This is a genomic window from Microbacterium thalassium, from assembly GCF_014208045.1.
Classification (GTDB): Bacteria; Actinomycetota; Actinomycetes; order Actinomycetales; family Microbacteriaceae; genus Microbacterium; species Microbacterium thalassium.
This window is the reverse complement of sequence record NZ_JACHML010000001.1, coordinates 336,416-355,676: the sequence shown is the minus strand read 5'-3', so window position 1 is coordinate 355,676 and position 19,261 is coordinate 336,416. Positions and strand designations below refer to the sequence as shown.

At 66.5% G+C, this 19,261-nt stretch carries 14 protein-coding genes and 2 pseudogenes; 9 read left to right on the top strand and 7 right to left on the bottom strand.

Annotation, left to right across the window (positions count from 1 at the left end):
* Window positions 1–174 precede the first annotated feature (174 nt).
* From HD594_RS01655 to HD594_RS01640, 4 genes are all read right to left on the bottom strand, one after another.
* Window positions 175–1,026: a hypothetical protein gene (locus tag HD594_RS01655; RefSeq protein WP_184749281.1), complete on the bottom strand. Its 852-nt coding sequence runs from the start codon at window positions 1,024–1,026 to the stop codon at window positions 175–177.
* 2 nt (window positions 1,027–1,028) lie between these two features.
* Entirely contained in the window at window positions 1,029–5,327 is a 4,299-nt protein-coding gene (locus HD594_RS01650; RefSeq protein ID WP_184749280.1) for a caspase family protein, read from the bottom strand.
* 388 nt (window positions 5,328–5,715) lie between these two features.
* Window positions 5,716–9,996, bottom strand: coding sequence for a P-loop domain-containing protein (locus HD594_RS01645; RefSeq protein ID WP_184749279.1), 4,281 nt, complete (start codon window positions 9,994–9,996; stop codon window positions 5,716–5,718).
* 287 nt (window positions 9,997–10,283) lie between these two features.
* Window positions 10,284–10,775 (bottom strand): hypothetical protein, encoded by a 492-nt coding sequence (locus HD594_RS01640; RefSeq protein WP_338103798.1) that lies wholly within the window; start codon window positions 10,773–10,775, stop codon window positions 10,284–10,286.
* 236 nt (window positions 10,776–11,011) lie between these two features.
* Here HD594_RS01640 and HD594_RS01635 point away from each other — a divergent pair, with 236 nt between their 5' ends.
* From HD594_RS01635 to HD594_RS01605, 7 genes are all read left to right on the top strand, one after another.
* A complete protein-coding gene (locus tag HD594_RS01635; protein ID WP_184749278.1) occupies window positions 11,012–11,218 on the top strand; it encodes a helix-turn-helix transcriptional regulator in 207 nt (68 codons plus the stop codon).
* Window positions 11,211–11,885 carry a ParA family protein gene (locus HD594_RS01630; RefSeq protein WP_271171243.1) on the top strand — a complete coding sequence of 225 codons (675 nt, stop codon included), beginning with the start codon at window positions 11,211–11,213 and terminating at the stop codon, window positions 11,883–11,885. Before HD594_RS01635 ends, HD594_RS01630 begins: the two co-directional genes overlap by 8 nt.
* Before the next feature lie 2 nt (window positions 11,886–11,887).
* Window positions 11,888–12,655: a hypothetical protein gene (locus HD594_RS01625; RefSeq protein ID WP_184749277.1), complete on the top strand. Its 768-nt coding sequence runs from the start codon at window positions 11,888–11,890 to the stop codon at window positions 12,653–12,655.
* A complete protein-coding gene (locus tag HD594_RS01620) occupies window positions 12,652–13,113 on the top strand; it encodes a hypothetical protein (RefSeq protein ID WP_184749276.1) in 462 nt (153 codons plus the stop codon). The genes HD594_RS01625 and HD594_RS01620 overlap by 4 nt, the downstream gene beginning before the upstream one ends.
* A complete protein-coding gene (locus HD594_RS01615; RefSeq protein WP_184749275.1) occupies window positions 13,110–14,195 on the top strand; it encodes a hypothetical protein in 1,086 nt (361 codons plus the stop codon). The genes HD594_RS01620 and HD594_RS01615 overlap by 4 nt, the downstream gene beginning before the upstream one ends.
* A gap of 28 nt (window positions 14,196–14,223) precedes the next feature.
* A complete protein-coding gene (locus HD594_RS01610; RefSeq protein WP_184749274.1) occupies window positions 14,224–14,466 on the top strand; it encodes a hypothetical protein in 243 nt (80 codons plus the stop codon).
* Between the two features lie 298 nt (window positions 14,467–14,764).
* On the top strand, window positions 14,765–14,980 hold the full coding sequence (locus HD594_RS01605; protein ID WP_184749273.1) for a hypothetical protein: 216 nt from the start codon (window positions 14,765–14,767) through the stop codon (window positions 14,978–14,980).
* Between the two features lie 14 nt (window positions 14,981–14,994).
* Here the strand turns inward: HD594_RS01605 and HD594_RS01600 are convergent, their stop codons facing one another.
* Both HD594_RS01600 and HD594_RS01595 read right to left on the bottom strand, forming a co-directional pair.
* Window positions 14,995–16,011: a zeta toxin family protein gene (locus HD594_RS01600; RefSeq protein ID WP_184749272.1), complete on the bottom strand. Its 1,017-nt coding sequence runs from the start codon at window positions 16,009–16,011 to the stop codon at window positions 14,995–14,997.
* Window positions 16,008–16,259, bottom strand: coding sequence for a hypothetical protein (locus tag HD594_RS01595; RefSeq protein ID WP_184749271.1), 252 nt, complete (start codon window positions 16,257–16,259; stop codon window positions 16,008–16,010). Before HD594_RS01595 ends, HD594_RS01600 begins: the two co-directional genes overlap by 4 nt.
* 240 nt (window positions 16,260–16,499) lie before the next feature.
* On the opposite strand from HD594_RS01595, the pseudogene HD594_RS17890 reads away from it, so the two are divergent.
* Window positions 16,500–16,577 (top strand): annotated as a pseudogene (locus tag HD594_RS17890) (DUF2510 domain-containing protein); the annotation flags it as partial.
* Window positions 16,578–16,652: 75 nt separating this feature from the next.
* On the top strand, window positions 16,653–17,846 hold the full coding sequence (locus HD594_RS17790; RefSeq protein ID WP_184753008.1) for an SHOCT domain-containing protein: 1,194 nt from the start codon (window positions 16,653–16,655) through the stop codon (window positions 17,844–17,846).
* Window positions 17,847–17,966: 120 nt separating this feature from the next.
* Here HD594_RS17790 and HD594_RS01580 read toward each other — a convergent pair.
* Window positions 17,967–19,238 (bottom strand): annotated as a pseudogene (locus HD594_RS01580) (phospholipase D-like domain-containing protein); the annotation flags it as partial.
* Window positions 19,239–19,261 lie beyond the last annotated feature (23 nt).

The window sequence follows — 19,261 nt, the reverse complement described above, 5'->3', positions numbered from 1 at the left end:
CGGGCACTGGGCTCCGCCCTGCACTGAAAATGAGCTCGCCGTCGCGAGGGGGCGCGAATCGCGCGCCCGCGCCGATCGCATCGAACCGTCGCACAGCCGCCGCCCGCCGAAGCGAGCGAATTGCGGGCGCAAGTTGCGTGCTCGACTCCGTGGTGGCGCGGATCCTCGTGTGAGTCAGCGCGGTGGTGAGTTGAGGGTGGTGTTGATGATGCCGGTGGTGGTGGGGTTGGCGAGGTATCGGTCGACGTCGTGGAAGTTGAAGACTCTGACGGTGCTGATTGTGGGTTCGAGGTCGGTGTCGATTCCGTCGAAGTAGCGGGACAGCAGCCGGGGGACGGCGACGAGGTCGCCGGGGTCGGCGAGGTTGACCCACCGTTTCACTCCCGGTGGCCGGCCGGGTCGGCCGGTGGCGGTGCTGGGGGTGAGCTTGTCGTAGACGACCTTCGGAAGCGCGAGGGGGGACCCTATGGTCAGGAGCAGGTCGATGGGTTGTGTCGGCGGGTGTGCCCAGAGCGTCTCCCAGGTCACGACGCTGCCGAGCGAGTGGGCGATCACGATCCGCGGATGGTTCGCTTCGATCGTGTCCCACACGATCTGCTGCACGTCGGCGCGCATGTCAGCCTTGGTGGGGTCGAGGTAGGTGACGACTTCGGTGAAGAACCGGGCGGTGAACCATCGCAGCCACTTGGGTTCCATGTCGAGGCGTTGGGCGATCCATGCCATGGCCTCCCGGATCGGCATCGTTGCCGGGCCTTGAGCGACTGGTGCCGCAAGCTCCGGGAGGGCTTCAATCTCGCTCAGCCAGTCCTTCAACGCGGCGTCCGCGGCTGGGGGGAGGGCTTCGGGGTCGTCACTGCCCTGCCCGGCGGGGAGCCGCAGCGCGGCGCTGTAGTAGGCGACGGCGATGTCCACGTCGGGTGGCCCGGCCGGGTACCCGTCGTGCAGGTAGGTCGTCCATGCGGTGCTGAGGGCTTCCGCGGTCTGGGTGGGGGTGTAGTTCCCGATCCCGTGCACGCCAACGATCACACTCATTCTGGCTCCCAACTCAACAACGCAACCTCATGCCCGAAACCGATCAAGATTCCAAGGGGCCCCTCCGGCAGTGATCGCGGGACCACCGCGCGCACCTGGTCCACTGTCTGGAACGTGGCCATGTTCCTTCCTGTGGTGATGTCCCACACGCCTACGCGCCTGTCCAAGCTGCCGGTGACGGCGATGGGGTGGCCGTCGAGGGTGGTGCAGGCGACGGTGTACACGCTGTCGGTGTGCCCTGTGAGGGGTTTGCCGGTGGGTTGTCCGGTGGTGAGGTCCCAGATCCGGATGGTGTGGTCGCGGCCGCCGGTGACGGCGATGGGGCGGCCGTTGAGGGTGGTGCAGGCGACGGTGTACACGCTGTCGGTGTGCCCTGTGAGGGGTTTGCCGGTGGGTTGTCCGGTGGTGAGGTCCCAGATCCGGATGGTGTGGTCGCGGCCGCCGGTGACGGCGATGGGGCGGCCGTTGAGGGTGGTGCAGGCGACGGTGTACACGCTGTCGGTGTGCCCTGTGAGGGGTTTGCCGGTGGGTTGTCCGGTGGTGAGGTCCCAGATCCGGACAGTGTGATCATGACTGGCAGTCACCGCAACAGGGCGGCCGTCGAGGGTGGCGCAGGCAGCAGCGGTGACACTGTCGGTGTGCCCTGTGAGGGGTCTTCCGGTGGGTTGTCCGGTGGTCAGGTCCCAGATCCGGATGGTGCGGTCGTTGCTGCCAGTGACGGCGATAGGGCGACCGTCGAGGGTGGTGCAGGCCACGGTGTAAACGCCGTCGGTGTGCCCGGCTAGGGGTTTGCCGATGGGTCCTCCGGTCGTCAAGTCCCATACTCGGACCGTGTGGTCATGACTGGCAGTCACCGCAGCGGGGAGTCCGTTGAGCGTGGTGCCGGCACCGGCGTACACGTCACCGGTGTGGCCGGTAGCGGGTTCACCGAGGGGGCGTCCCATAGCGAGCTCCCAGATTCGGACTGTGGCGTCCCTGCTGCCGGTGACAGCAATCGGGCGGCCGCCGATGGTGCTGCACGCAACGGCAGCGACGATGTTCGTATGTCCAGTGAGCGGACTGCCGACGGACTCGCCCTTGGCAAGGTTCCAGATCCGAATTGTGCGGTCCTTGCTGCCGGTGACGGCTGTGGGTTGCCCGTTGATGGTTGTGCAGGCGACCGCGGTCACGTCGCTGGTGTGGCCGGTGAGGGGCTTTCCGGTGGGTTGTCCGGTGGTGAGGTCCCAGATCCGGACGATGCCGGCGTTGTCGCCGGTGACGGCTGTGGGTTGCCCGTTGATGGTTGTGCAGGCGACCGCGGTCACGTCACCGGTGTCGCCGGTGAGGGGCTTTCCGGTGGGTTGTCCGGTGGTGAGGTTCCAGATCCGGATTGTGCGGTCTTTGCTGCCGGTGACGGCTGTGGGTTGCCCGTTGATGGTGGTGCAGGCGACCGCGGTGACGGTGTTGGTGTGCCCGGTGAGGGGTTTGCCGACGGACTCTCCGGTGGTGAGGTTCCAGATCCGGATTGTGCGGTCTTTGCTGCCGGTGACCGCTGTGGGTTGCCCGTTGATGGTGGTGCAGGCAACCGCGGTGACGGTGTTGGTGTGGCCGGTGAGGGGTTTTCCGGTGGGTTGTGCGGTGGTGAGGTCCCATATCCGGACGGTGCGATCCCATCCGCCGGTGACGGCGGCGGGGTGCCCACCTAGCGTCGTGCATGCGACCGCGTACACGGTGTTGGTGTGGCCCGTGAGAGGTTCGCCGATCGGTTGCCCGGTGGTGAGGTCCCAGATCCGGACGCGATCGTCGTGGCTCGCGGTGACAGCGGTAGGACGCCCGTCGAGGGTTGTGCATGCGACCGCGGCCACGGTGCTGGTGTGACCGGTAAGGGTATCGATGAGAGCCTGAGAAGTCTGCGATCCTGTCGACCACCGCGGCGCGAACCGGCTTGGCCGGTCCGGATGGGACAGCAACTTGTCGGCAACGTCGTCGAGGCGGAAGCGGCGTGCGTTGAGCGAAAGTACGTCACGTCGCCTTGCCGGGTCGGCGACGTCGAGGGGTGAAGCTGAGTACACCGCCGCGATGTCTCGTGGTTGCCGGGCCGTCTCGTGGAGTGCGGCGCGAACCGCGTGAGGACTGGCTGCGACGAGGAGTTCAGTGTCCTCGAGCAGCTCGACAGCACGTCCGGCGTCCGCGGCGTGATCCAAGGCATGCCGGGCAAGGTAGCGGCCCGCGGTCACCCAGTGGCGGTACTCGTCCTTCGTGGTGCGGTCAGAGATGATTGCCTCGAGCACGCGCGACGAATCTTCGGGGTTGAGGGTTGACGTGAGGTAATCGGTAAGGCCCTGGTGGAACACTCGGTAGAGGTTCGTCCCGTCTGCGTCACCGGTGGAGCGCAGGTAGAACCGCACATCATCGATTGCGGACTGCCAATCCCGCGGCTCGGGGGCAACGTCGCTGGGCGGCGATAGTGCGGAGTCGATGATCGCGGCGATACGAGCGGGAATTCCGTCGCCGTGTCCAAGTGCGATCGCTGTCAGCGTGCGCCGTCGGCTTCCCTTAATGTCGGAGGCAAGGTCAAGTTCGAGGACGGCCGGCAGAGTCGTGGGAACATGCCGGCTCGCCGAAGCGACGGCAGTATCGTCCGTGGGCTCGATCTCGCGGCGGAGGTAGTCGACGTACAAGCTGGCGACCAGAAAGGCCCCCCAGTTTGCCGCGCGTCCTAGGTCGACAGTCGTGGTGGATTCGACAAGTGCGCGAGCAATGTCGTGCGCGATCTTGGCCCGGGTCGCCGGTCTCGCCCTCGCCCAGCGCGGATCCAGGCCCAGCGCATCGTGCACGAAGTCGTGGAGATCGGCAGTCAGAATCGCTGGATCCGCGCGGTCTAGATCGAGGATCTGGTCGCGATCGATCGCTTCGAGAAGCGGGGCGATTTCGGTCCAGGGGTATCCCGAGCGGGTGCCGACAAGGATGCGGCATGCTCGGGTGCCATCTCGTCGGCGGGCGTGGACGAGGGTCAGCAAGAGCACCGACACAAGCGAGCCGACATCGGCCGCCTCGTCCAGCGCATCTAGAATTATCGTCGGCTGCTGCCCCATCGTGCGAATCGCGGTCACCAAGTCGCTCGGGGCCATCGCTTTGCGGTCTTGCGACAGCAGATCCAACTGCCGGGCGATCGTGGACGACACATCCTCCACCTGGAGGTTGCGCGCGTGTACCGCCGCTGCGGCCACCAACGGCCGGGCCTGATGAGGGACATGTTCCCAGACTTGACGCGTCGTCTCCCGCAGAGGTTGTATCCCGGCGCAGACCAACATGCCGAGCAGTGCCGACTTCCCCGCGCCGGGACTTCCGGTCACCACCCGCACGCTGTCCTCCGATGCCGGGGTGTCCAGCCAGGCCGACAGTGACTCCAACTCCCGGTGCCGCCCCCGGAACAGGCCGACGCCCGTGCCATCCTGGACTCGGTCGTTTGTGGCACGCCCAGTGAAGTGGCCGACGTCCACGGCGTCCATCAGCGCAACCAGGCCAGCAGGGGCCGCCGCTTTCACTGACTCAAGGGGAGTGGGCGGCTCGTAGTCAGGGTTCGGGAAGAACGGGAAGTCTTCCGGGAGTAGTCGTTGGCCAATGGGTGTCCATCGGGGACGCTGGCCCGTTGCACCGTCGTCGAGCCGAATCATGACGTCGTCCACGCAATCGCGCACCGTCTCCCACGGCAAGTACCGTTCCGTCCTCAGGATGTCTAGATGCTCTTTCGGGCTGCCGAGAACTTCGGCTAGAGCTCGGCTCAGGTAGAACTCGTAGGCTCGCTTGTCCCACCGGGTCGCCGCGAGTACGATCGCTCGCGGCAGCCGGTCGGTCGTGGACCGTGCCACCTGCCATGAGAGTTCCGACGCCCTGCCCGCGTAGCATGCATCGACAACGAAGAGCGTAACCGCCCGTTTGTCCGCATGGTCTTCGATTTCGCGAACCCACGCTTCCACACCGGCTTCCCGGTGACGTTCGCCGTCGGAGCCAATGATGTAGAGCTCGTGCGAGGCATCCGCGGGCTCCCCATGACTTGATATGTGGACGATCTGGACGTCGTCGGGCTTCCCTTCTTCGATGAAGTCGAAGACCCTGCGCCCCAGCTCCTTCGATCGAAGCTCGGCGTCCCCGCTGACGGTGTAGCCGAGACCTGTGAGGGCGCCACGGACTCGTGCGGCAGCATCCGACGCGCCGGGAAGCTCATCGAACGACCCCGGGGTCGGCAGTTCACCGCTCCGCGCCACCGAGTCGAATCTGCTGACGTGGAATACCGCTGACCTCAGCTCCCCCATGGCGGCAGACTAGCGATTGATGCCGCGGAAGATCCACGGTCAACTGTCGAGGCGCTTGCCAAGCGCGGTGGAGCTCCGCGCCAGGCCCGCCGAAGTAGCAGACGTGCGTCCTCGACTGGGTGCCGAGCTCCGACGATCGCGCCCCATCAGTTCGGCGGCGCTGGCGCGCGGCGAGGCGAGCGGTTCTGGATTCGAGAGCGTTCCCGGTGGAGGTGGTGGCGCGAATGCTGAAGTGGAACGCCGCCCATTCAAGCTAGCCCTCTTCGCACACCCTCGAGCGTATGCCCAGTGCGCTTCTAAGCTCACCGAAGCCGCCCGCTCCTGCCCCATCACGCGTGCTGTGGCGCCACGTACCGTAGCCTTCGGCACGGCGACAGATCTCTCTTGATCACGACTGCCATTGGAATGCGGCCACTTCGTGCCCGAACCCCGCAACCATCAGGGACTCTTCGATGCGCGCACTCGTCACCGCAACTGCGTTCACTGAGGCGACTACCCGACGGTCGGCGATCTCCTTGCCTGTGGCGATCTCCCATACTCGGATCGTGTGGTCGGAGCCGCCTGTGATCGCGATGGGATGGTCGTCCAGGAAGGTGCAGACGACGGCGGTGACACCCCCCTTGTGGCCGGTGAGAGGGGTGTCGTGGGGTCGCCCGGTCGCGAGATCCCAGGCCCGGACGACGCCGTCTAGACTGCCCGCAACGGCGACAGGGCGACCGTCAAGAGTCGCGCAGGCGACGGCGTTCACAGCCCCGAAGCCGCTTCTGAGCGGCGGGCCGTGAGGCTTCCCGGCGCCTAGCTCCCAGACTCGGACGCTTTGGTCCCAGCCGCCGGTGACGGCGATGGGAACGTCGTTCAGCGTGGTGCAGGCGACAGAAGTCACGTGGCCGTCGTGGCCGGTGAGGGGTTTGCCGATGGGTTTCCGGGTGGTGAGGTCCCAGATCCGGACGGTTCCGTCGTCGCTGCCGGTGACAGCGACGGGGTGGTCATGCAGGGTGGTGCAGGCGACGGCGTTGACTGTGCCTTCGTGGCCAGTGAGCGGTTCGCCCATGGGTTGCGCAGTGGTGAGGTCCCAGATCCGGATAGAGCGGTCGGAACTGCCACTCACCGCGATTGGGCGGTCACCTAGCGTGGTGCACGCGATCGATACTACCGAGCTGCGGTGGCCCGAAATGGGTCCTCCGATGGGTTGCCCAGTAGTGAGATCCCAGATTCGGACGGTGCGGTCATTGCTGCCTGTCACGGCAACGGGACGGTCGCTCAGCGTGGTGCATGCGACCGCGTTCACAGGGCGGGCGTGGCCCATCTGGGGAGTGCCGACTGGTCCTCCGGTGGTCAGATCCCACAACCGCGCGGTGAGGTCGGAGCTGCCGCTAATCGCAACGGTGTGGTCGTTGAGGCTGGTGCAGGCGATGGCTGTGACGTCGTCGGTGTGTCCGGTCAGGGGAGTGTCTAGGGGTTGGCCAGTGGTTAGATCCCAAATGTGAAGGGAGCGGTCTGAGCTGCCGGTGACGGCGACGGGGCGATTGTCAATGGTTGCGCAGGCGACTGAGGTCACATAGCTGCGGTGGCCGGTGAGGGGGCCGCCGAGGGGCTGCCGCGTGGCGAGATCCCAGACTCGGGCGGTGTGGTCGGAGCTGCCGGTGACGGCGATAGGGACGTCGTTCAGCGTGGTGCAAGCGATCGCGGTGATGTCATCGGTGTGGCCGGTGAGGGGTTTGCCGATGGGTTTCCGGGTGGTGAGGTCCCAGATCCGGACGGTTCCGTCGTCGCTGCCGGTGACAGCGACGGGGTGGTCATGCAGGGTGGTGCAGGCGACGGCGTTGACTGTGCCTTCGTGGCCAGTGAGCGGTTCGCCCATGGGTTGCGCAGTGGTGAGGTCCCAGATCCGGATAGAGCGGTCGGAACTGCCACTCACCGCGATTGGGCGGTCACCTAGCGTGGTGCACGCGATCGATACTACCGAGCTGCGGTGGCCCGAAATGGGTCCTCCGATGGGTTGCCCAGTAGTGAGATCCCAGATTCGGACGGTGTCGTCATCGCTGCCTGTCACGGCAACGGGACGGTCGCTCAGCGTGGTGCATGCGACCGCGTTCACAGGGCCGGCGTGGCCTTTGAGGGGCGCGCCAAGGGGACCACCGGTGGTGAGATCCCACACGCGCACGGTGCGGTCCCAACTACCCGTGACTGCGACCGGTCGGTCGTCGAGGGTGGTGCAAGCGACCGCGGCAATGTCGTCCACGTGGCCGGCGAGAGGTGCGATGAGTGATGAGGACACGTGGGAGCCGGTCGACCAGCGGGGTGCCCACGATACGGGCCTGTCGTCGCGGCCCGAGAGGCGACTGGCAATGGCGTCCAAGCCATAGCGGCGAGCGTTCAGGACGAGAATGTCACGACGATCCCGATTGTCGGTTCCGTCCAGCGGCGTCGCTGAGTAGATTGCGGCGATCTCGCGGGGCTCGCGGCGGGTGTCGCGTAGAGCGGCACGAACGCTCTCCGGCTTGGCGGCGACGAGAAGCTCGGTGTCGGCGAGGAGCTCGCGGGTGCGGCCGGCGTCCTGCGCATGTGCGAGTACGTGTCGAGTCAAGTAGGGGCCAGCGGTCACCCAATGGTGTTCGCCGGTGCCGGTGGTGCGGCCTGCGAGGATCTGATCCAGCACACGGGACTTGGCGGATTTTGTGACCGCGGAAACGAGAGAATCCGTGAGGCTCTGGTGGAACAGTCGGTACAGGTTGGTTCCATCGATATCCGTCGTCGATCGAAGGTAGAACCGCACACTCTCGATCGCTGCGGTCATCGCGGGAGGAGCGGGTGTAGTGGCAGTGCTGAACAGTGCACGCATGATCTCGGTCGCGATGCGGATTGGAACGCCGTCGCCATGCGCGAGCGCGAACGCGGTGAGCACGCGCCGCCGGGTATCGTCAGGGTCGGTGGCGAGGTCGAGTGCGAGTACTCCGGGCAAGGTGGTCGGTACCGCGCGGCCGGGGGTCAGCACGCTGGTCGTCGAGGACGGGTCGCGGCGAAGGTAGTCCACATAGAGGCTGGCCACGAGAAACTCGCCCGAGGCTGGAGCGCCCGTTTCGTCGGGGCTTCGTCCGGCGTCGGTCAAAGCGAGGGCCGTGTTCCGCGCGATGCGGGCTAGTGCTGAGGCCCTCATGTGGCCCCAACGTTCATCGGCCGCAAGTGTGTCGTGGATGAAGTCCTGCAGGTCGTCGGTCAGGACGTGAACGTCTGTGTCGTCCAGGTTAACTACTTGACGCTTGCCTAGAGCCGCGGTGAGCGGTGCGATCTCCGTCCAGGTGCCTCCCGCACGGGTCCCGATGAGCAATCTGCAGGCGAGCGAGCCGTCTTGGCGACGCGCATGGATCAGCGGGAGTACCAGTAGGGAGACCAGCGATGCGACGTCCGCGGCTTCATCCAATGCATCTAGGATGATCGTTGGCGGCTTCGGGAACCCTTGCAGAGCATCCAGCAGGTCGGCCGGGCCGATGGATCGCGCGTCCCCGTTGCGTAGGCCCAGTTGCTGGGCGATGGTCGAGGTGCACGCCCGCATCGATAGGCCTCGAGCGTGCACCGCGGCGACACAATCAAGCGCATTTCGCGTATGTGGTGCGTGTCCCCAGACGTGGCGTGTGAACTCGCGGAGCGTGGGGAGCCCTGCGCACACGAGCATGCCGAGTAGCGCTGACTTGCCCGACCCCGGGCTTCCGGTCACCATTCGGAGGTGATCGTCGCTAGGTGGCCGGTCGAGCCACGCAGAGAGCTCCTGTAGCTCTTGTGTCCGGCCACGGAACAGACCCTCGCCGGATCCGTCGTGGACGCGGTCATTCGCGGCGCGGCCAAGGAAGTGCCCGACATCCACGCCGTCCACGAATGCACCTACGCCGACGGGTGCACCTGCCTTGGCGGCCTCGAGGGGCGATGGCGGCCGGTAGTCGGGGTTGGGGAAGAACGGGAAGTCTTCTGGATAAACGCGCTGCCCGATGGGCGTCCAGTAGGGACGCTGGCCCGTGGTTCCATTGTCATGCCGGACCATCTCGTCAGCGATCCGTTCGAACACCGTAGCCCAGGGTAGGAAACGCTGAGACGAGGAGATGTCGAGCTGTTGGGGGTTGCTGAGGACTCCTGCGAGTGCTGTGCTGAGATGGAACTCGTAGGCGCGCTTGTTCCATGCGGATGCGGCGAGCACGATCGCCCGCGGCAGGCGGCCGGTGGGAGATCGGGTGAGTTGCCAGGCGAGTTCGGCGGCCCGGCCGGCGTAGCAGGCATCGATCACGAACAGCGTGAGAGCGCGTGTGTCCGCGTTGTCTTCGATCTCGCGTACCCAGGCCTCCACGCCCGCGCTCCGGTGCTGCTTTCCGTCGGATCCGATGATGTACAACTCTTCAGACTTCGCCGCGGGCACTCCGTGACTACAGACGTGCACAATCCGCACGTCTTCGCGGCCGCCTGATTCGACGAAGTCGAAGACGCTTTGCCCCAGGTCCTTCGCTGTCAGGTCAGGCCTGTCCTCGACGGAGTAGCCGAGGCCGGCGAGTGCCTGAAGCAGCTTCTGCGCGGCGTTGGCAGCCGGGAGATCGTCCAGTGAATCGGGACCGGCGAGTCCGCCTGTCGCGGTGCGCGGTCCGAACTGGCTGACGTGATAGACCGCGGACTTGTACTCCCCCATGAGGGCACACTAGCGACGCCTAGAGCGTTCGCGGGGTAGGTGGGCCCGAGCCGCCCGTTCGCTCTAGATCGTCCCAAGGCGCAGTGGGTTAGTTTGGTGTGTCAGCGTGGTGGCGCCCAATTGTTGCTGTTGCTCTTCTCGACTCGCAAGTCGATGCTGCAATCGGCAAGTACCGTCAATGCGTGGGCGGTCTTGAAGCTGAAGCCCAGCCCTATCAGGGGCCGCCCGCTGATCCCTGGCTTGTGGGTCGGGTGGTTTCTTGAGCGTCGGGCTCTGCCAGTCGTGGATCACTCGCCCGGCGGCCTTCCGATGTTGGATGTCATCCCTGTCATCCGCCCTGCCGCTCGGGCCTTCTTGATCCAGTCCGTGGCGGTGCGTTCGGGGACATCGAGCTCGAGCGAGATGAGCTTGACGGGCGGGGTGCCCGAGAGCGCCGCCGTGCCGTAGAGGATCTCGATCACGTCCCAGCGCTCGTCCTTGACGCCGCGCTTGACGACGCTGCCGGCCAGCCAGTCCGGGAGGATGCGGCCATCGCCGGTCGTCAGGTCGGCGATCGAGATCCACTTGGCACCCGGAGCGTCCTCGAGTCGCAGCGCGATGCAGTGTGGGACCGCGGCTTGAAGGATCGCCTGGGTGAACGTGTGGCGGAGGCGGCTCTCGTCGAAGTCGTCGCCGAGAGCACGGTTCACAATCACCGTCGGAACGTAGCGACCCTTCGCTGCGCTGTAGTGCGCCTCGACCGTTGTCTCCACCGCGGCGTCGTCATCCCTCGCCGTCACCACGAAAGCTGAAGCGATTCGCATCGCCCCGCCCAACGGCGTATCGGCGGCCCTCGCGCTCATCTTCTTGCCGTCGAGAGTGCTCACGCTGACCTTCACCCCCTCATCTTGCCGTGTGAGAACTGCGTTCTGCAGATTCCCCTTGCTAACTATACGGATTAGCCGTTTACTAGTGTCAAACGAACGTTGACTTCAGCAAAGGGGTGGTTCAGGTGACAAACACGACGAATCCGGCAATGCCGGCACTTCGCAAGAAGCTGCTGAGGCCCGAGGACGTCACAGAGCTGATTCCGGGACTCTCTGTGAAGCTCCTCTCGCAGTGGCGCTACGAGAAGAAGGGGCCGCGCTACTACAAGGTGGGGCGGATCGTCCTCTACCCGATCGACGACCTCGAGGAGTGGTTCGAGGCCCACGCAGGCGACGGGGGCCGCGACGATGACTGACTCACGGATGCGCATCGTCGCTGTCGCGAACCAGAAGGGCGGCGTTGGCAAGACCACGGTGACCATGCAGCTGGGGGCGACGCTGTCGCGGCGGTTCCGGGTGCTGGTGGTGGATGTCGATCCGCAGCAGTCGACGGTGTGGTGGGCCGAGAACGTGCCCGACGGGCTGCCGTTCGACTTCGCGGGCAGCCAGTCGCCGAAGGCGCTCGCCGGCATGCGCGAGCTCGAGGCGGAGTACGACTTCGTGCTCGTTGATACTCCGGGCAGTCTGGAGGACACCCCGATCCTCGAGACGGTCCTGGACGCGGCGGACTTCGCTGTGCTCCCCCTGACGCCCGAGCCGCTGGCAGTCGATCCGACGATGCGGACGATCACGAGGCTGATCGAGCCGCGCGGACTGCGCCACGGGGTGCTGCTGAACCGCATCGATCCGCGCGTCCCGAAGCAGCTCGAGACGTGGCAGGGCCTGCTCGACACGACCTTCGGCGTGCCCCGCTTCGGCAACCATGTCCGTCAGTACAAGGTGCTGACGGACGCGCCGGTGCTCGGCCAGCTCGTGACCTCGACGCCCGACACCCGCCGCACGCAGGGGTCGATCCTCGACATCACGCGGGTCGGGTACGAGCTGAGCGACCAGCTGTCGCCGGCGCACGCGGGGCGGTGGTGACGATGGCGAAAGTCGATCTCGCGGGCAAGCTCAGCGACGCCCGTGCCCGGATTGTGGCGGCCGAGACGGATGCCCCGCAGCAGGGGCTCCCGAAGTTCGCGCGCTTGACCCGCAAAGAGACGCGGGTGCGCGAGGACCAGTACGCGGCACTGTCCGCGCTCGCGCGGACGCTGATGCGCCGCCGCATCGTGAAGGGCGAGCGAATCACAGAGAACACTCTCATCCGGGTCGCGATCGATCTGCTGCTCGCGCACCAGCAGCACCTTGCCGGGGGCAGTGAGACCGAACTCCGTCAGTCTGTCACTTCGGCACTCGCGGACTCCGGCAATCCGGAACTCGCGAAGTTCAGCACTCGCGAAGTCGCGCACTCCGACACTGCGGGAGTTCCGGCGTTCGGAACTCGTAGAGTCACGATGTCCGGCACTCCGGATGCCCCGAAACTCCAGAGCGCCACAGTCACAGGCTCCGCGACTCCGGATATCCGAAAAGCCCCGACTCCCGGAACCGGCGACTCCGTCGCCGCCGAACCGCCGAACCATCGCGCGAGCGTTCCCCGTTCCGACAACGACGAGCCTGCGGACTCCGATACTTCGGAAGTCCGGGACTCCCGCACTCCGAGACTGTCGGACTCGCGACCTCACGGGCATCTGGACTCCGACAGTCGCGAACTGTCGATGTCCGGAACTGCCGGAGACCCGCACTCAGCGACCTCGGCGCTCCGGCACTCGCTCGGTGCGGCATACGGCCGCGGCGCGGGGGTGGTCGCATGAACGAGCTCGAACGTCCCGACGTCGCTGCGCCGCTCGCGGAGGTCGCGCGCTGGATCCGGCAGGCACGCCCGATCGAAGGGGCGGCGACCGATGAGGACTGCCGCGTCCGCGGCACCCTCATCGGCGAGGCGCTCGCCGAGCGTGAGGTCGCCCAGGGGGAGTCGTGCTGGTACACCGCGCAGTTGGCGACCGGTCACGTCGTCGGACAGTGGGCGACGTCCCTGGAAGAGGCCGAACTCTCCCTCAGCGTGTGGTGGGGGACCGGCTGTCACTGGGTGATCCCCGACGGCGACCTGCGCGTTCGGGAGGAGTACTTCCCGAACGGGGTGCGCACCGCCGCTGCGGCGACGCGTGCGTTCCCGCTCGGGCCTCCGCGGCGTCCGCGTGACCGGTTCGCACCGGCCGAATCCCTGCTCGCCGCGTTCGAGACGACCGACCGCGGAAGGAGCCTGGCATGACCGATCAGCTTGACGACCGCATCCGCGACACTCCGGACGCGACGGATGCCGCCGCCGCCGCGCGGGAGGCGAGACTCGAGCGACGCTGCGAGTACGATCGCAGGTGGCGGAAGGAGAACCACGCGAAGGTCCGCGCGTACCGCCTGGCGTACGACGCCGCGCACCGCGACCAGGTCAACGCCGCTGCCCGCGAGTCGAGCCGGCGGGTGCGGGAGCGCGCCCGCGCCGAAGGCGAGCAGGAACGCCTCGAAGAGGAGCGGCGAGAGCGCAAGCGGCAGGCCTCGCGCGACTGGTACGCGAGGAACAAGGACCGGCACCTCGAGTCGCAGCGCAAGACGAACGCCCGCAAGAAGGCGGAGGACCCAGACAAGTACCGTGTGGACAAGGCCGCGCGTACGAAGAAGTGGGCCGACGCCAACCGGGAAGCCGTCAACGCGCGGCTGCGGGCCAAGTACCGGGAAGACCCGAGCAAGAAGGCGGAGGCCGCCCGCGACTACTACGAGCGCAACGCCGAGAAGGTCAAGGCGAGGCGCCGGGCGTACTACGCCGCGAACCGCGAGAGGCAGCTCGAAGCCCAGGCGCGCTGGCGAGCACGCGAGAAGCGACGCACCGAACTCGGGCTGCCCCCGACGCGCCTGCACCGCACCACTGCCGCCGAGCGCAAGGCGAACGCGGCCGCCGCGGACGCGTTCTTCGCGCGCCAGTACACGCCCCCGCAGATCCGCGCGATCAGGGAACAGGAACCCGCGCCGTCTCGTGAAGCACTCGACCGGTGGGAGCGTGAGAGCGCCCGCGCCAGGGCTGCGTCGTTTCTCGCCGACGACCCCACCGTCCGAGCCGCGCTGAGCGACACCGAACTCCGCCACATCGAGGCGACCGAACGCCGGCGACGCGAACGCGAGCAGCAAGATTCGGCACGCGCCGAACGGGAACAGCTCCGCCGCGAGGAGGAGGAGCGTCTCGACGCGGTCGCCCGCCAGGTCAACGAACGATTTCGCCGCGGCCCTCGTCCGCCCGAGCAGTACGACCCCGCTCACCCACCCGCATTCCCGTCCAGCCCCTCCCGTGGGCTGGGCCTGTGACAATCGACACACCACGACAGGAGCCATCATGATCGACCGGTCCACCGCAGAGGCGGTCACCTACCGCACCGCCGTCACCGCGTTCACCTACTACCCCACGAAGCTGCTCGACGAGCCGGGCTACAACGTCGACGAGGACATCGACTGGTGCCTCGAACCCCTCGACGCGGACCTGCGCCCCGCGTTCCGCACCATCGCCCGCGACGTCATCACCGACCCCAACGCCGACCGTCAGGCCTACATCCGCCACCTGATGAACCTCGTGCCGTAGAACGGATGCCGGATACCGGACGGCGCGCGCCGAAGAGGAGGAACCCCGTGGGGTTCCTGACGCGGGAGTGTAGCGCCGGCAGGACTTCTCCGTTCCGCCGGCCGTGGCATGTGCTCCTCCGCTGCGCTCCGTCCGCCACGCCCCAGCCGGCGGCACTGCGCAGCCCTCCCGACGCTGGAATCCGCTGAGACGAGGAACACCACTCGACCGGTCACGCACGCGACAACGCGAGCGATGTCCACCCCCTGCGCGACACTGGGATCACCAGATCGACCGGTGACGCACAGGAGGTGACGACTTGGACGCGAGCGCCACAGCCCTCATCGGTCTGTCGTTCCTACTCGGCTGCGCGCTGATCATCGTGCTCTGCGTGATCGCCCTCGCCGTCCTCCGGCTCCGGCCCCTCGTCGTGGTCAGCGCCGGCATCGCGCTCGTGCTCGTCCTCGCGGCCGGAGCGATCGTCGCGTGGATCGTGGGCGCGACGGTCGATCCCGCCGAGGTCCTCAGCCGCTGACGACCGAACCCGACCTACCGCGAGATCCCGCCGCGGTCCGGCGTCGGGGTGACCGGTACGGGTGCCGGCGCGAACCGCGGCGCCGCGGGACGCAGGCTGTGACGAAGACGCGTCAGGTGGTCGACGTACTGACGCTGCTGGCGGGCGACAACCTGCGACCCCTGCGGCACCGCGAGGGCAGGAAGCACATCGCGCACGCCGATCTCATACAGCTCGATCAGCGCCCCGGTCACCGCGCCCTCGGCATCCGGATGATCCGCCGCGAACTCCGTGACCCGCCGCAGCTCGCTCATCCACTGCGCCGCCTCAAGCGGCGACATCGGCCGCTCCTGCGCGCGCTCGAGAGCCGCAACCGCACCCGCGAACCTAGGCTGCGCGTCGGACCGCTTCTCATCGAAGACAACCCGGCCCGTGCGATCGAGGATCGTGAGCTGGTCGGCGTCCGCCGACTCCTCCAGCATCGCAACCAGCCCGCGCGTGCCGTCCCAACCCCGGTCGTGCAGTTCGACGCCGGGGAAGGGGGTACGGATGCCGTCCCGCACGTTCGTCAGGTGCGCCGAAACCATGCCCATGACGCTCTCGGCCCGCGACACACCGACCACGACCACACGCGTCTGGAAACCGTCGTTCGCGAACACCCCGGCAGTCGACACCACCGTCGAAGGGTTCGGGAACGCCCCCTCGATCACTAGGGAGCGCGTGATCGCCCGCGCGTGCCGCAGACACGCAGCGAACCACGGCGACGTCTCCTCAGCGACCGTGCGCTGCGCCTCCAGGTCGCCACTTCGAACCGCGGCGAGATAGCGCGGGTGAAAGGCGCGGAGCCCGTCGCCGCTGACGACAGCGAGGTCGGCTGGATGCTGGGCGGCCAGCCCACCGATCACGCGGGTCCGGCCCGAGCCGACCTGGCCGGCCACGAAGATCACCGTCGGAACTGCGTGCGGAGTCGAATCGGGGAAGACCGCGGGCACCACGAGCTGCTCGAGGATCTCCCGGCTCTGGGCCTCACCGAGCTCCCATGCAACGGTCACCGGTCACCACCCGTCAGCTCGCTCACACGCTCACGCAGGCGGGCACGGAGTGCATCCACATCGGGGCGGGCGAACCCATCCACCACCTGCACTTCAGCCCGCCAAGCGGCGATCTCTTCCGCCGCGGCGGTGCGGGCGTCGGCGGAGTCGGCTTGCGCACTCAGCAGGCCGGTGACCTCGCTCAGCGCATCGAGGAGCACCGCCATCGCGCCGCCATCGCCCAGCCGCCACGCGGAATCTCTCGCCATGATCCCCCTCGCCACGAGTCTAGAGCTCGCCCCGGATACGACCGAGAGGAGATCTCGCATGCCCGCGGCGCTGCACACATCGCGGACTATCAGCGGCGATCCCTTTCCGGGCAATGCGCGAAGCAGGAGCGGGGCGTGCGGGCCTGAGACCGTGCGATTGAGGTTGCTTGGCGGGCGAGTCAGGCGCAAGATTCGCTGACTAGTCTCGCCGCGCGCGCACATTGACTACAGTTTGAGGTCATGACGATGGCGTCTGCGGGGTGGCACCCCGACCCAAGCGGCCGGTTTGAGCAACGGTACTGGGATGGGCAACGTTGGACCGAGTACGCGTGGCGCGCAGGCCATCGATACCTTGATCCGATTCCACCCGCTCAAGTCCCAGCAGAGGACGTCGTGGCGAACCCCGAGCGCCACGAAGACCAAGCCGCTATGGCGCATGAGGAATTGGCCGCAACGTTGCGACCGTTGGGCGCTGAGGAGAGCGAGCCTGAGCCTGAGGACGAGCACGTGGCCTTGCCCACGGATATCGACGACGAGTTCACGTTGCCACAATTCCAGCGGGGGTGGTCGGTCCGGAAGCGAACCAAGAAGGCGGCGGAAGCTGCGCAGTACCTACATCCGGGTGAAGTAGTCATCTACCAGGGCACGGGTGGCACGATGCGACCGCTCACGAGCGATCTCGTAGTTACTAACGCGCGTGTTTTCTCATATGGACCAGGGGGCGTCGGACTGACTGTGGCAGTGGAATCTGCCGAGCACGCAGACTTCGATGCGAAGCGTGGACGGATCCACATCACAAACGACGCAGGCGTCGAGGTCAAGATCAGTGCGATTCCCCTCAAAGAGGTTCCGGTCATTGAATGGGCTTTCGAGCGTGCCAAAGTTCACGAGCGGGCCTCCGAGACTCTGGAAGCGATGTCGATCTCCGCCGAGGTCGAACGTGTCTCGAGGCTCGCGATTCGCGAGCGATGGCCCGACGCCACAGTTCTGGGGGACATTACGAAGCGGGCCGACGACGGGATCAAGCGACTGTGCCAAGGCGATGAGGCGCCCTGGTTGGTCATGGCACCCGGGTTCGCGCAGGGGGTGCTCGTAGCGTTCAATGACCGCCTGGCGATTATCAAGACCGGTGCCGCGACAAGCTTCATGGCGGGGGCGCTGGGTGGCGAGCGGAGTACTACCTTCTACTTCGTTGACATCAACGCAATCGAGTACAACTCCGGACTCGTAACCGGTGTTCTCGAGGTACTAACCGCTAGTTATCAGGGCAACACCAACAAGGACTACTGGCGCGGCACGATGCAGTCGCGGAACGCAAACAGCGACGACCCGTACACGCTGAGCAACACCCTGCCGATGGTCAAGTCGGTGTACTCGCAGTGGGCGCCACACATACAAGAACTGCGCGCTCGGATTGCTCAGGCGAAGCGTCCGAGCGCGGCACCTGCCGTTCTCTCGAATGGTGAAACCAGCGGGTCAGAGCTATCCGTGGTGGAGCAACTAGAACGCCTTGCCGCGCTTCGCGCCTCCGGAGTCCTTTCCGAAGAGGAGTTCACGGCGGCAAAGGCGCGTTTGGTCGGACCTTGACCCGTGGCCGGCGAAGGAGCATCCCCATACGGGCACTGCGCGAGACGGGTACGGAGCGTGCGCGCCTAACGCCGTTCGATTGACGTTGCTCGGGCGTGCACCGGGAGTCGTCCCCGATCTCTAGCTCCGATGTGGTGTCACGACGAGAACGGGGCAATCACTGTAGTCGATCAGGGCGATTCTTACCCAGCCGTGGGGGAAGTAGTCATCGGCATTGCGATTGCCAACTCCCAGCTCGCTGTAGGTGAATGACCCGAAAGCACTTCGGAACAACTCGCCAAGCGTGTCCGGCTCCTCAAGTTGAGAGACAAGCGCTTCCAGAGTCTCGATTTGCGACTGTCGGTAGCGACCGAAGTACGCACCGGTTCGCGAGGCGCCGTCGATCGACGCCGACGCTAGCGCAAGCGCCAGTCCGTCGAAACGTAGCCGTAGCTCAAGAGACGCGCACTCGACCTGGCCGCTCACGGTCAACGTCATCTGTATGTTCGCGGCTTCAAGTCCCTCCTCTGGAAATCGAACGGTGAGGTTGTACCGCCCGCCAAAGATCTCCCGCGGGCGTGTCCACTTCACGGAGCTGCGGACATACGTGATGCGGGTCTGCGCGACGCGCCCGAAGGCCATGCGTCCCGAAGGGTTCAGCACGATGGGATAGAAGTGCAGACGCCGCAGTGTCGTCAGCGAAGTATCTCCGCGCGGGTTCCGCGTGGCCCAACGGGTCAGCGTGGAGTCCGGGTTTGCCTTCAGCGTCTCGTAGTTGTCGTACTCGCCGGCCAGGCTGAGCCTGGCCCAGACACTCGATCGCGCCTGGCGCTCCGCGCTCCTGCGGACAGCGCGGGCGAGCTGGAGCGCCATCGGCCGACGCGCCAACGCCGCTTCTCTCTCGCGGCGCTCCTCCTCCAGACGATCGAGGTACGCAATCCACTGCTCGTCGAAGGCTTCCGCGAGCCGCAGTTGAGCCTCCACGACCGCCGCTGTCTGATCAACGAGCTCAGACAGAAGGTGCTCGACGAACTCCAGACTGACTGGCGTCGATGCGACGTACCATTCATCAAGGGTGCTTGTGAAGTCCGTCCCAGTGACGTCATCCGCGATCACGGCGGTCGTCTCCTTGCTCCCGCGACCGTAGGTCGTGAAGTTCTGCGAGCCCACCGTCACCTGCGCGCCGTCGCAGACGAGGACCTTCGCATGTAGCCGCGGGAGAGAGCGAACTTCGACCCCACGACGAAGTAGGAGGCGGGCCCCGATGAGCTGGCCCCTGTAATTGAGCGCTCCAGTGTCGGGCGACAGGTCGGTTACGACTGACAGACGGCTGGCGTCGAGCGTCGCGTTTCCGAGCAAGCGAGCGAGCATGCGGTCGAAGTACGGAGTGAACACCCTCACAGATTGGGTTGCGGCTTGGACCCGGCGTTTTCAGG